We start from the raw sequence: 14,050 nt of genomic DNA, 5'->3' as shown, positions 1-14,050 counted from the left end.
AATTCATCTTCGCTATCTATTTTTATCTCTGTTGTACTTTTTGATTCTTTATTTAAAAATGCAAAAAATCCCAACAATCCATTTGATATTATTGTTAAGTTCTTACTCAACGTTCGCATATTAAATATTATGATTAATCCAATAATTACTATAATAGCTGCTGCAAAAACAATACTAAAATTCCTATTTTCGTAAGCAGATTTTAAATATATATTTTCTGGTACAGACCCCATCATAAGCCAATAAACTCCTGTATTACCAAATTCAAATGGATATGTAACAAAATAAGAATTCATACCTGTTGCTCTAGCAATAGAATAAAATTCATAAGGTTTACCCTCTTTTTGATTTGCAATAGCTTGAAGTCTATCCTTATCTCCATTTGCTAAAGTAGAAAAAGACTTTCCTATTCTAGCTTTATCATTATGTGCAACTATAATATCGTGATTCTCAATCAAATTAAAATATCCAGCATCAAGAATTTTTAATTTAGAGATCTCTTTATCTATGTCATCAGTAATAATATCAACTCCAGCAATTCCAATAACTTTATTATTTATAATAATAGGTTTTGAAACAGTTACCATTAGTAAATTTGTAGTGCTATCATTGTATGGCATTGAAACCGAAACTATTTTATTTTCATAAGCTGATTTTATATATGGTGCATTTTTATCAAAATTAGGTAGATGTGCAACATCAAGATTATTTTTACCTCTATACACAAAAGGTGCAAAAAGACCATTTGGAGTGTAATAATTTTGTGTACTATCTGCACTTTTTGCACTAAATAAATTATATGAATCATCTTCAAAACTTATCCAAGAAGCAAATAATAAGTCATTCGCTTTTAAAATATCTTTTTGAAACTCTACCATTCCACTTTTCGTGATAAGTTCATCATTTTCAATAGCAACACGAACTTTTGATTCTAAAGCATCAACAGATGCAATAGATAAATTTAACTTGCTTTTGATATCTTCACCCCATCGTTCAACATCTTTTTTTACATAAGCTTTTGCTTGTTCTTCAATAGCGTTATAAGTTACATTACTTGTAATTGAGATCATTAGCCCTAACGTCAAAATAACAGTCCCCAACAAAATTATCAGTAATTTTGTACCAAAATTTAGACTCTTCATCTTTTTTTGCTCCCTTGTTTAATTAAGGTGGAGATTATATTATCTATTACTAGCAAATAAGTAGCATATATAAACTATTTAACAAGAGTTTTTTTGCTACAATTCCAAAATGATTTTAGAAGAAAAATTAAAAGAATTACCAAATGATGCTGGAGTTTATCAATATTTTGATAAAGAAGGACATCTACTATACATTGGAAAAGCAAAAGTTTTAAAAAATAGAGTTAAATCTTACTTCAAATTTACTCCAAAACTATTACCCGCAGATAAATTAAGTCCCAGAATATATAAAATGATTAGTGAAGTTGAAAATTTAGAGTGGATAGTTGTACCAAATGAACATGATGCTTTAATTCTTGAAAATTCTCTAATAAAACAATTAAAACCAAAATATAATATCTTACTTCGTGATGATAAAACTTATCCATATATTTTTATAGATGACAATGATGATTTTCCAAGACTTGAAATAACAAGAAAAATACAAAAAGGGAAAAATATAAAATATTTTGGTCCTTACTCAAGTGGTGCTAGAGATATGTTAGATAGTATCTATGAAATAGTTCCATTAGTTCAAAAAAAAGCCTGTATCAAAGGTAAAAAAGCCTGTTTATTTCACCAAATAGCCAAATGCCTTGCTCCTTGTGAAGATAAAATCTCAAAAAATGAGTATGAAAAAATAGTTGAAAATGCTTTAGAGTATATATACAATAAAACAAAACTCATCTCTAAACTAAAAGAAAAAATGAAAATTTATTCAGATGATTTTCGTTTTGAAGATGCAATGAATTTAAGAGATAGAATAAAAACTATTGAGAAATCACAAATAAAAACTGGTATTGATTTAGCTACAAATGAAGATATTGATATTTTTGCAATAAACTCAAATAACAAAAAAGCAGTTATTGTAAGAATGTTTTTAAGAGATGGAAAACTAGCTTCCTCAAATTATGATTTTATAAAAGTAAATGACGATTTAGAATTTGATTTTGATGAAGCATATAAAAGAGCTATTGTAAACTATTATGACAATGAAATACCACTTTTACCAAAAGAGATTTTAGTAGCTTCCGAACTTCAAGATATTGAAGATATTGAAGAGTTTTTATTTAAAAGATTTAATAAAAAAATCAAAATTATAAATCCAAAAAAAGATAAGAAAAGAGAAATCATAAACATTGCACTAAATAATTGTGATGAACTATTAAGAATAGAAAATTCTAAAAATCAAACAACAATTTATGAAGAGTTAAAAGAGTTATTCAATCTTAAAACTTTACCATATCTCATTGAAAGTTTTGATAACTCTCATCTTATGGGACAAGCAACAGTTGGAGCTATGATTGTTTGGAATGAAGAATTAAACAATTTTGATAAAAAAGCTTTTAGGCACTACAATCTTGAATCAAAAGATGAATATTCACAAATGAGAGAAATGCTAATAAGAAGGGTTGAAAGTTTTGAGAAAAATCCAGCCCCTGATTTATGGATAATTGATGGTGGAGAAACTCTACTAAAATTGGCTTATGATATAGTTCAAAGTGTTGGAGTAAATCTCGATATTATAGCTATTGCAAAAGAAAAAATAGATGCAAAAGCACATAGAGCAAAAGGTGGAGCAAAAGATATAATTCACTATAAAAATTCAAATGGAGAATTTAAAAGTTTTAATTTACTTCCCAGTGATAAAAGACTACAATTCGTCCAACGACAAAGGGATGAAGCTCATAGATTTGTAATAAATTTTCATAAAAAACAAAAAAGAACTCAAGATAAACAAATATCATTACTTCAAATAAAAGGTATTGGTGAAGCGAAAATCAAAAAGCTTCTTTTATTTTTTGGTGAATTTGAAAAAATAAGAAATGCTTCATATGAAGAGTTAAAAAATGTGTTAAATGAAAAAGATGCACAAACAATAATTGAATATTTTAAAGATTTTAAGGAATAAATTTTGGCAAAAATATTATTAAATAAAAACAATCTATTTTATAACTTAGATGTTATTTCAAAAAAAGCTGCTTCAAAGCAAAAAGTTGCGGTTGTATTAAAAGATAATGCTTATGGGCATGGATTAGTAGAAATTGGAACTTTAGCAAAAGAGTTTGGAATAAAAAAAGCAGTAGTTAGAACAATAGATGATGCTATAAAAATTGAAAAATTATTTGATTATATTTTAATATTGGCAGAAAAATCTTTTCACACTTATTCACATAATTTTCACATAGCTTTAAACTCTCTTGAAGATATTGATAAACTTCCACAAAATAGTAATATTCATATCAAAGTAGACACAGGAATGCATAGAAATGGAATATCAATTGATGAATTAGAAAAGGCTTTTTTAGGGCTTTCTAAAAAAAATATAAATATTACTGGAGTATTTACACACCATAAAGCAGCTGATGAATTAACAGCAGATTTTTTCTGGCAAAAAGAAAATTTTTCTCTTGTGAAAAATAGTGTAAAAAATATATGTGAAAAACTTTTATTACCAATTCCAGCCTTTCATTCTTGTAATTCAGCAGCTTTATTTAGAACTGAAAATTTTGATGAAGACTTTACAAGAGTTGGTACAGCAATATATGGATATTTAGATAATGCTGGAGTTTTTGAATTTCCAAAATTAAAACCAGTGATGTCACTTTGGGCAAGTAAACTATCAACTAGAATTTTAAAAAAAGGACAAAGTATAGGTTATGCAGGAACTTTTACTGCACGTGAAGATATGAGAGTTTCAACTTATGACGTTGGTTATGGAGATGGATTTTTAAGACTAAATGAAAGAAAACTTTATACAACACCAAAAGGATATAAAGTTTTAGGAAGAGTTTCTATGGATAACCTATCTTTAGATACAGATGATGAAGAAGTTTGTATTTTTGATGATGTAAGAAAATTAGCAAAAGTACACGACACAATCACTTATGAAATAACAACAACTCTCAATCCAAATATAGAAAAAGAGATAATCTAATCTCTTTTCTATTAAAGCATATTATTACTATCAAATTTCTACTTTAAATAAAGTTTTATTATAATTATGGTAAAAAAGATTTAACCATACATAATAATAAGGATTATAAATGGATTTTATAAAAAAATCAGTTATTGCAAAAGTAATCTCTGTATCAATTATATCTATTCTTATTTCGATGAGTATATTAACCTTTTTAGTAGTAAATAACACATTTGAAATAATGAAAAAAAACAATGAAGATACAGTACACAAAGAAATTAATTTATTAGTTGAAAATATCAATACTTTTAACAAAGTAGCTAAATCTGGTGCAGATACAATCGGTGACATATTTATAGATATGCTATCAGATATAAAAATAGATAAAACTCAAAATATTAAAATTGGAGATTTACAAACACCTATTTTATCAATAGATGGTAAAACTCTAAATCTTAATTTTGATATTGTTGATAAATTCACACAAATGACAAAAGGCTCAGTAGCTACTATTTTTGTAAGAAAAGATGATGACTTCATCAGAATTTCAACAAGTTTAAAGAAGGAAGATGGAAATAGAGCTATTGGTACAAAATTAGATGTAAATCACCCTGGATATACAAAAGTACTACAAGGTGAAACATATTTGGGAAAAGCTGTTTTGTTTGGAAAAAGTTATATGACAAAATATATTCCAATAAAGCAAGATGGTGAAATTATTGCAATAGCATTTATTGGGTTTGACATAGAAAACAATTTAAAAGAGTTAAACCAAACGATAAGTGATAAAAAAATAGGAAAAACTGGTTATTACTATATTATAAACTCAAATGAACAAGATAAAGATTATGGTAATTTCATAGCTCATCCAACATTGAAAAACAAAAATGGTTTAGAACTAAAAGATAAAAATGGAATTTTTATAGTAAAAGAGATATTAAAAAATAAAAATGGAACCCTGACATATATTTGGGAAAATCATGAAAAATTTGTAGTATTTGAAAATTTTGAGGAGTGGAATTGGCTTTTAATAGGTGGTGTTAATTCTGATGAAATTTTTGAAGATGCAAATAATATTATGTTCTTAATTATAGCTTTATCAGTTATAACAGTTATTATAATATCATTGTCAATATTTATAACTATGAGTATATCTTTAAGATCACTCAAAAAAATAAAAGATGGATTAGTATCTTTCTTTCAATACCTAAATAGAGAAATAGCTCATGTTGAAAAAATAGCCATTGACTCAGAAGATGAATTTGGAGTTATAGCAAAACAGGTAAATGAGAATATTGAAAAAATAGAAAAAAGTATAGATGAAGATAGAAAATTAATAGATGAAACAATAGCTGTTTTAGGAGAATTTGAGCAAGGTGATTTATGCCAAAGATTAAATATAGAAGTTTCAAATCCAGCTTTAATGCAACTAAAAAATGTACTTAATAATATGGCAAATAATCTTGAAACAAATATAGACAATGTTTTACATATTTTAGAAGAATATGCTCATTACAACTACTTAAATAAAATATCAACAAAAAATTTAAAGGAACATTTGTTAAAACTTTCAAATGGTGTAAATACTTTGGGAGATTCTATAACTGAAATGTTAGTTGAAAATAAATCTATGGGATTACAACTTGGTAAGAGTTCGAATATACTTCTTTCAAATGTTAATAAATTAAATATTAGTTCAAATGAAGCAGCAGCATCTTTAGAACAAACAGCGGCATCTTTAGAACAAATTACATCAAATATTAGAAATAACACTCAAAATGTTCAAAAAATGACTCAATTATCGAAAGAATTATCTACTTCAGCAAATCAAGGTGAGAATCTAGCAAACCAAACAATGAATGCCATGGAAGATATAAATAATCAAGTAAATTTAATAAATGAAGCTATTGCTGTAATAGATAATATAGCATTCCAAACAAATATCTTATCTTTAAATGCAGCAGTAGAAGCAGCAACAGCAGGTGAAGCAGGAAAAGGATTTGCAGTAGTTGCTGGGGAAGTAAGAAATCTTGCAAATAGAAGTGCTCAAGCTGCTCGTGAGATAAAAGATATTGTTGAAAATGCAACTTCAAAAGCTAATCAAGGAAAAGATATAGCTTCTAATATGATTGAAGGATATAAAAAATTAAATACAAATATCTCAAATTCTACTAAATTAATATACGATATTGAAAACTCTTCAAGAGAGCAACTTCTTGGTATTGAACAAATAAATAATGCAGTAAATCAACTAGATACTCAAACTCAACAAAATGCAATAGTTGCTTCTCAAACACATGATGTTGCCATATCTACTGATGATATAGCTAAAATGGTAGTAAATAATACAGATGAAAAAGAGTTTATTGGTAAAGATAAAAATTAGGGTTTCCCCTAATTTTAAATAGCAAAATTTAAGATTTTTTCTAAATCATCTTTTGAAATCTCTTCTTGAAAAGATAGATTTTCAATAATTTCAGAAATATTTTTCTTATCTAAATTAAACTGATTTAATCTTGTAGGAGTTCCTATTTTATTAAACCAATTTTCTAAAGCTTCTATTCCTTCTATTGCACTATTTTTTCCAAAAACTTCTTTTGCAAATCTAGTAAATTGAGCTTCATTTTCTTTATAATACCACTTTGCCCAAGCAGGTATCACAACACTAAGACCTGCTCCATGTGGGACATTATAAAGTGCAGAAAGTGAGTGTTCTATCAAGTGATTTGGAAAAGAATAATTAGAAATTCCTACTGTAGTTGTACCATTTAAGGCATTTGTAGCAGCCCAAGCGAAATCTCCTCTTGCTTCATAATCATCTGGATTTTTTATTAAAATCTCTGTTGTTTCAATAACTGTTTTTATGATAGATTCTACAACTCTACTCATATATGTTGGATGTTTTTTTGCTGTAAAATAACCTTCTATACAGTGAGCTATGATATCTGTTGCTGAATAAACTAAATAATCTTTTGAAACACTTTTTTGAAGTTCAGGATTTATAACAGAAACTTTTGGATAAATACATGGTGACCAAATAGAATCTTTTCTCTTATTTTTTTCATTTGTAATAACGGCATAACCATTCATCTCACTTCCAGTTGCAGCAAGAGTTATAATATCAAAAATTGGCAAGGCTTTTTCTATATCTTTTTTTCTTCCAAAAAAGTCCCAAACATCACCATCATATAAAGTTCCAACAGCTATTGCTTTTGAGCTATCCAATACAGAACCTCCTCCAATACTTAAAATCCCTTGAACATTTTGTTCTTTTGCAACTTTTATGGCATTATGTACTGTTGATAAAATAGGATTACTGATAACTCCACCAAACTCTACAAACTCAATATTGTTCTCTTTTAAACTATGTGTTACACTATCAAAAAGTCCATCTTCTTTTATTCTTTGGCTTCCATAAACCAATAAAACTTTTTTTATTCCATTTTGACCTATATATTTTCCAATATTTTTCTCTTTATTTTTCCCAAACTCTATTTTTGTTGGATTATAAAAACTGAAACTTTCCATCTTTACTCCTTTTTTAAAATTTTATCTACTTTATTCTTTATATAGCAAATTCAAAGAAGCTTATATAAAATATAATTTTGTATAATAAAAACTTTATAAAAAGGAAAATATTATGAAATACAATTTTGATAAAATATGTGAAAGAAAAAATACAAACTGTTATAAATGGGATACTACAAAAGATGGCGTTATACCTATGTGGGTTGCAGATATGGATTTTGAAGTTGCTCCTAAAATCATTGAAAATATCATAAAAAAAGCAAATCACGGAATTTTTGGATATACAATGATTCCAGATGATTACTACAAAGCTGAAATAAATTGGTGGAAAAAAAGATACAATTTTGATATAAAAAAAGAGTATATTTTACCAACAACTGGAGTAATACCAAGTTTGAGTTCTATCATTCAAACTTTTTGCGAGAAAGGAGACAAAGTTTTAATCCAATCTCCTGTTTATCACTACTTTAATATCTCTATAAAAAATAATGATTGTGAAGTTGTAACAAATAATTTAATCTATGAAAACAACTCTTATAAAATAGATTTTGAAGATTTTGAAAACAAAGTCAAAGATGAAAAGGTAAAACTTTTTATTTTGTGCAACCCACACAATCCAGCAAGTAGAGTTTGGACAAAAGAAGAGTTACAAAAGATGGGTGAACTTTGTGTAAAACACAATGTTTTGGTAATAAGTGATGAAATTCATAGAGATTTAGTATTTAAAGATTATAAATTCACTCCTTATGCTTCTATTTGTGAAGAGTTTTTAAAAACTTCTATTACTTGTACAAGTGCCACAAAAACTTTTAATCTTGCGGGACTTAAAGCTTCAAATATTATTGTAGAGAACAAAGATTTAAGAGTAAAATTAAGTAAAACTTTAAATAAAAATGAGATTTCAAGCCTAAATATATTTGGGATTGAATCAACTTTAAGTGCTTATGAATTTTGTGAAGATTGGCTAGATGAACTTTTAATATATCTTGAAAAAAATAAGGATTTTTTGCTTGAGTTTATTGAAAAAAATATTCCAGATTTAAAAGTTGTAGAAGCCCAAGCTACATACCTTTTGTGGATTGATATAAGTAAATTAAATATTAAATCTGTGGAATTTACAAAAAAACTTGAAGATATAGGTAAAGTAAGAGTTATTTCTGGTGCTACTTTTGGGGAAAATGGAGATAATTTTATAAGAGTAAATATAGCTTGTCCTCTTGAAGTTTTAAAAGAAGCTTTAAGTAAATTAAAAATTACTGTAAATTCGATAAAAGATAATATATGATAAGAAAATCAAATAAGAATGATATTGAACAAATTATGAAAATTTGGCTTGAGGTAAATATACAAACTCATAATTTTATACCAATAAATTATTGGAAAAGCCAATATGATAATGTTAAAAAAGTTCTACCACAAGCTGATATATATGTTTATGAAAAAAATAATAAAATAGTTGGTTTTGTAGGTACTATTGAAAATTATATTGCTGGCATTTTTGTATCTTCTTCTTTTCAATCCAAAGGAATTGGTAGAAAATTACTGAACCATATAAAAGAACTTAAAAAAGAATTATCTATAAATGTTTATACAAAAAATATGTCTGCAATAAAATTCTATCAAAAAGAAAGTTTTATAATAGATTCTATAAGTATTGATGAAAATACAAAAGAAGAACAATTTTATATGTTGTGGAAATAGTTATTATTAAATATTTATATTATATATCTCTATTTTGCATAAAGAATAATATAGTATAATAGATATCTTTATGATATTTAAAAGGTCCAATTTATGATATTTAAAAATTTAAATAAAATATTAAAAGATATAAGAATTTTTGCATAAAATATGAATTTAACAAAAGAACAAGAATTAATCATAAATAGTAAAGAACTATCTTTTAAGATAAATGCTGTTGCGGGAAGTGGGAAAACCACAACCCTACTTCTTTATGCAAAAAAAAATCCAAATTTAAAAATTTTATATCTTGCATACAATAAATCTTTGCAAGTTTCACTTCAAGATAAACTAAAAGATTTTCAACTTCCAAATTTGAGTGTTAGCACTATTCATTCATTAGCCTACAATAAAATAGGTGCGTACAACTACAATTTAACAAGTGATTTAAAAACTTATATTTTAGAAAAACTAGTTATAAAATATGAATTAGAAACAAATCAAAAAAGCTACTATCCATCTATGGAATATTTAAGTTTATTAAAAGATTTAGTAAATTTTTATTGTAATTGTGCACTTATTCAAATAGATATAAAACTTTTGGAAAACTATAAAAAACAATCTGATTTAAGTGCAAAAATCTTAGAAATATTAAATAAAAATGAAAAAAAAATATTAAACCATATAAAAATAGTTTTGAGTGCTATGAAAAATAGACAAATTGACGCAATTCACGACTTTTATTTAAAAATGTTTTATTTAAACAAAAAAGCATCTACAAATTTGCCTTATGATTTGATATTAATCGATGAAGCACAAGACATAAGCGATGTTATGATAGCAATAGTTGAAAACCAAAATTGTAGAAGAGTTTATGTAGGAGATAGTTTTCAACAAATTTATAGCTTTAGATATGCAACGAATGCTTTAAATAAAATAGATTTACCAAGTTTTTATCTAACAAAAAGTTTTAGATTCTCAAACTCTTATGCAAAAGCTTTACAAAATCTATTAAATCATCTTTATTCCATAAATGAAACAAAAAAATTGAATCTAAATGGATTAGATAGTTCAACAAAAATAGGCAAAGAGTTTATAGATATTTCCAAACCTTTTTGTGTAATAGCAAGAACAACTTTTGGACTTATTCAAGAACTTGTAAAACATATTCATAGTAAAAAAAAGATATATTTTGAGGGTGGTTATAACTCATACTCTTTTATGAATCAAACTGTTTATTCTATTTTTTATTTAAAACAAAGAAAAAACGATAAAATCACAATAGATGAGATAAAAGATTTTGAAACAATCAATGAACTTGAGAGTTTTGCCAAAGATACAAAAAATCAAGATTATCTAAATATTATCAAGTTTATAAATACTTATGGAGATAATATTTTTGAAATAAATAAAAAGATAAAAGCATTGTTAGTTACCAATAAAGAAGAAGCTGATATTATATTTACAACAACACATAAAGCAAAAGGTTTGGAGTACGAACAAGTTTTGATGGTAGATGATTTTATAACAAAAAAAGATATTCTAAACAAAAAAAATCCTTTAAGTTTCCAAAGAATAAATGAAGAGTTAAATATCTATTATGTTGCAGCAACAAGAGTAAAAAATGCCATAGAATTGGCTGATTTAAACATAAATTACAATTACAGTGAAAGTGAGAACTGATGAAAAAATATATTTTAGTAAGCTTTGTTTTTTTTATAGCTTTTTTTATTTTTTTTGAAAAATCAAAAGAAAATACAAATAAAACTATGAGTTTTTACTCTTGGGAAAATAGTTATAAAGAAAAAATAGAACATGAAAAAATGTATATAAAAATTTTAGATATAAAATACTCAACAAAACTAGAGATTGTAAAAACAAATTTTATAGAAAATCCACCAAAAGAGTTTATACCAGTAATATTTATCACAAATAAAACTTTGCAAAAAGTTGATTACAAAGATTTAAGCAAAGATATTTTAGAAATTCTAAAAACTTTTGATTTTAGTTTTGATGAGATACAAATTGATTGTGATTGGAGTGATAGTTCAAGAAGTAATTTCTTTTTATTCTTAGAAGATTTAAAAAGTAATTTAAATAAAACGATAAGTGCAACAATAAGACTTCATCAAATCAAGTATTTTTCAAAAACTGGAGTTCCTCCCGTTGATTATGGGGTTTTGATGTACTATAATATGTCTGATTTGGGTGATTTTGAAACAAAAAACTATGTTTTAGATAATGACATAGCAAAAAAATATCACTACAATTTTGATATTTATCCACTTAAATTAAAAATTGCTCTTCCACTTTACTCTCAAGCTGTGCAATTTAGAGATAAAAAAGCTATAAATTTATTTGAAGCAGTTGATCAAGAAGATTTTAGTATTAACTTTGAGAAAATAGATGAAAATAGATATAAAGTATTAAATAGTCATTATTTCAAAGGAAAATATATTTATAAAGATGATATTTTAAGATTTGAAAGTGTAAATGAAGATGATTTGAAAATTGCATTAAATGATTTTTTAAATCTATCAAAAAATAGATTTGATGAGATAATTTTTTATACATATAAATATAAAAAAAGATATAATCTCAAAAAATTACTCAATATTCAATAAGGATTTAAATGATCAAAAGATTTCTTTTTTCAATACTTTTTCTGAAAATATCACTATTTTCTTGTGCTGATTATTGGGACCCTTCAAGTGTACAACACCTGTTTTTAGAAAAAAGAGATAATATTTTTTTACAAATATCAGAAGATTTAAATAGTCCTGGAATTTATAATGAAGTAATATATAAATATGAAATAGAAAATAAAAAAACAAATATAGAAGAGTTAGAAAAAGAGTTAAACAATAGATATTCTTTTGAAGATATTGAGAAATTCTTATATAAAAGACAAAATTTAAATAATTTAAGAGATAAAGAGTTTTTAGAATATATAAGATTTGTAGAACTTCAAGAAAAATGTGCAATTTCTAACTATTATAATCCTAGACCAGAAAACTGTGGAGATTTAACTAAAATTGCTTTAAGTCATATAGAAAAAGTAGAATCTAATTATTTAAAACTTAGATATTTTTATTTAGGATTTAGACTAGCTCATTTTAACAATCAAGAACCTTTAAAAATATATGAAAAATATAAATACCTTTTAGATGAAACAAAAAATTCTATTGTGAAAGATTGGGTACAAGGAATTTATTCTGGTGCTTTAGTAAAAAGTGGTAAGAAAGTACAAGGAGTTTATGAGTTCTCAAAACTTTTTGATGGATCTATAAATAAACATTTATCTTTATACAATTTTTTCCATATAAAAACTCAAGAAGAGTTTGATGAACTTTTAAATTTAGCAAAAAATAGTGATGAAAAAACTAAAATGTATGCACTTAGAGCTTTGGATAATTCAAGTAACATTATTGAAGAGATGCAAAATATTCAGAAAATTGATAAAAACTCAAAGTGGCTTGATTTTTTATTGTTTAGAGAACTTTTAAAATCACAAACTTATTTTAATAACATTGAATATGAATATTTCCAAGATGAACAACAAAAAGATGTTGAAAATAGTTTTTATAAAAAATATATTGAGTTTTTACAAAATTTACAAAAAGATGACAAATATTTAGTTGATTTGAGTTTGGTTTATTTTAATATTTATGTTAAAGATTTTTCTAAAGCACAAGAAGTTATGAATAGACTAACAAAAACTTATCCAAATTCACACGAAATTAAAACCGCTTCTTATATTCTATATCTTAACTCTTTAACAAAAATTGATGAAAAAATAGAAAATGAAATAATTTCAAAAATAGATTTACTAATATATGAAAATCACTCTTCAAACTCAATATACGAATATACTTTAGAAAACTTACAAAATCTATACAAAAAGCAAGGTTTAGATTTTGATGAATTTTTAGTAAGAAATGCACTTTATTCGACTCTTTATGAAATAGATTTAAAAACATTTAGAACTTATGAAGAGTTTTTAGAAAAACCACAAACTTCAAAATTAAAACAATTTCTTCAAAATAGATTTAAAGAACAGATAAAAAATGGTAGTTCTTCTTTTGATACTACAAAGGTTTATTTACTTATAAATAATCTTTTATTTCAAGAAGCTGTAGATACAAATCTATCTATTTTAGATACAAAAATAGAATTTAACCCTTTTAATGGTCTTATTCGTGGAAATAATAGAAGTGGTAAAACACAGCAATTAAGTATAAAAGAGTTTTTGGAAAAAATCATTGTTATTAAAAAAGAGTTAGAAAAAAATCCAAATAGTGTTATGGATAACTTTTTATATGCAAATGCTTTGTATAACCTAAGTTATTTTGGAAATTCAGATAGAATTACAACACTTTATAGAAGTACTTATGATATTCATACTCCTAAAATGCAAGAAGAGAAATTAAATTTAGCAATAAATCACTATAACATTGCACTAGAAAATTCAAAAGACAAAGAGTTTCAAGCAAAAATAACTTATATGATTTCAAAGGTATATCTTGCACTTGCTGATTTAACTCAGGATAAAGATAGATGGAAATATTACAATGAATCAAAATATAATTACGGAACAATATATGAAACATTTTTACAAAAAAATGGAGCAAAATATTTTGATATCTTAAAAAATGATTTTTCAGACACAAACTATTATAAAGAGATTTTAAAATCTTGTGGTGATTTTAAAATTTATATAAATTCAAAAAAATAAAGGAGA

Annotated in this window: 9 protein-coding genes and 2 pseudogenes; 9 read left to right on the top strand and 2 right to left on the bottom strand. The window is 25.1% G+C overall.

Annotated features, from left to right (window positions below; all coding sequences use genetic code 11):
* Window positions 1–1,142: PDC sensor domain-containing protein (locus tag CRU91_RS06650; RefSeq protein ID WP_407923141.1), on the bottom strand; the 1,142-nt coding region annotated here is incomplete at its 3' end.
* A 109-nt stretch (window positions 1,143–1,251) separates the two neighbouring features.
* On the opposite strand from CRU91_RS06650, the gene uvrC reads away from it, so the two are divergent.
* The 4 genes and pseudogenes from uvrC to CRU91_RS12540 form a co-directional block, all read left to right on the top strand.
* Window positions 1,252–3,093 carry an excinuclease ABC subunit UvrC gene (gene uvrC, locus CRU91_RS06645; protein ID WP_113894439.1) on the top strand — a complete coding sequence of 614 codons (1,842 nt, stop codon included), beginning with the start codon at window positions 1,252–1,254 and terminating at the stop codon, window positions 3,091–3,093.
* Between the two features lie 3 nt (window positions 3,094–3,096).
* Complete coding sequence (locus CRU91_RS06640; protein ID WP_113894438.1) at window positions 3,097–4,119, top strand: alanine racemase; 1,023 nt, start codon at window positions 3,097–3,099, stop codon at window positions 4,117–4,119.
* Between the two features lie 109 nt (window positions 4,120–4,228).
* A pseudogene (locus tag CRU91_RS12545) lies at window positions 4,229–5,167 on the top strand (Cache 3/Cache 2 fusion domain-containing protein); the annotation flags it as partial.
* A gap of 780 nt (window positions 5,168–5,947) precedes the next feature.
* Window positions 5,948–6,487, top strand: a pseudogene (locus CRU91_RS12540) (methyl-accepting chemotaxis protein); the annotation flags it as partial.
* A 14-nt stretch (window positions 6,488–6,501) separates the two neighbouring features.
* Here the strand turns inward: CRU91_RS12540 and CRU91_RS06630 are convergent.
* Window positions 6,502–7,629, bottom strand: a complete 1,128-nt coding sequence (locus CRU91_RS06630) for an iron-containing alcohol dehydrogenase (protein ID WP_113894436.1) — start codon at window positions 7,627–7,629, stop codon at window positions 6,502–6,504.
* Window positions 7,630–7,741: 112 nt separating this feature from the next.
* Between CRU91_RS06630 and CRU91_RS06625 the strand changes: the two genes are divergently transcribed.
* The 5 genes from CRU91_RS06625 to CRU91_RS06605 all read left to right on the top strand — a co-directional run bounded on the left by CRU91_RS06625 (window position 7,742) and on the right by CRU91_RS06605 (window position 14,044).
* On the top strand, window positions 7,742–8,914 hold the full coding sequence (locus tag CRU91_RS06625; protein ID WP_113894435.1) for a MalY/PatB family protein: 1,173 nt from the start codon (window positions 7,742–7,744) through the stop codon (window positions 8,912–8,914).
* Complete coding sequence (locus CRU91_RS06620) at window positions 8,911–9,330, top strand: GNAT family N-acetyltransferase (protein ID WP_113894434.1); 420 nt, start codon at window positions 8,911–8,913, stop codon at window positions 9,328–9,330. The genes CRU91_RS06625 and CRU91_RS06620 overlap by 4 nt, the downstream gene beginning before the upstream one ends.
* A gap of 150 nt (window positions 9,331–9,480) precedes the next feature.
* A complete protein-coding gene (locus tag CRU91_RS06615; RefSeq protein WP_113894433.1) occupies window positions 9,481–10,992 on the top strand; it encodes a UvrD-helicase domain-containing protein in 1,512 nt (503 codons plus the stop codon).
* Entirely contained in the window at window positions 10,992–11,933 is a 942-nt protein-coding gene (locus tag CRU91_RS06610; RefSeq protein WP_113894432.1) for a hypothetical protein, read from the top strand. The genes CRU91_RS06615 and CRU91_RS06610 overlap by 1 nt, the downstream gene beginning before the upstream one ends.
* An 8-nt stretch (window positions 11,934–11,941) precedes the next feature.
* The gene (locus CRU91_RS06605) at window positions 11,942–14,044 is read left to right on the top strand and encodes a hypothetical protein (RefSeq protein WP_113894431.1); all 2,103 of its coding nucleotides are present in this window, start codon (window positions 11,942–11,944) and stop codon (window positions 14,042–14,044) included.
* Window positions 14,045–14,050 lie beyond the last annotated feature (6 nt).

The sequence above is a fragment of the Aliarcobacter vitoriensis genome (genome assembly GCF_003316695.1).
Taxonomy (GTDB): Bacteria; Campylobacterota; Campylobacteria; order Campylobacterales; family Arcobacteraceae; genus Aliarcobacter; species Aliarcobacter vitoriensis.
Note: the sequence above shows the minus strand (reverse complement) of the source record. Positions and strands in the feature narration are given on the sequence as shown.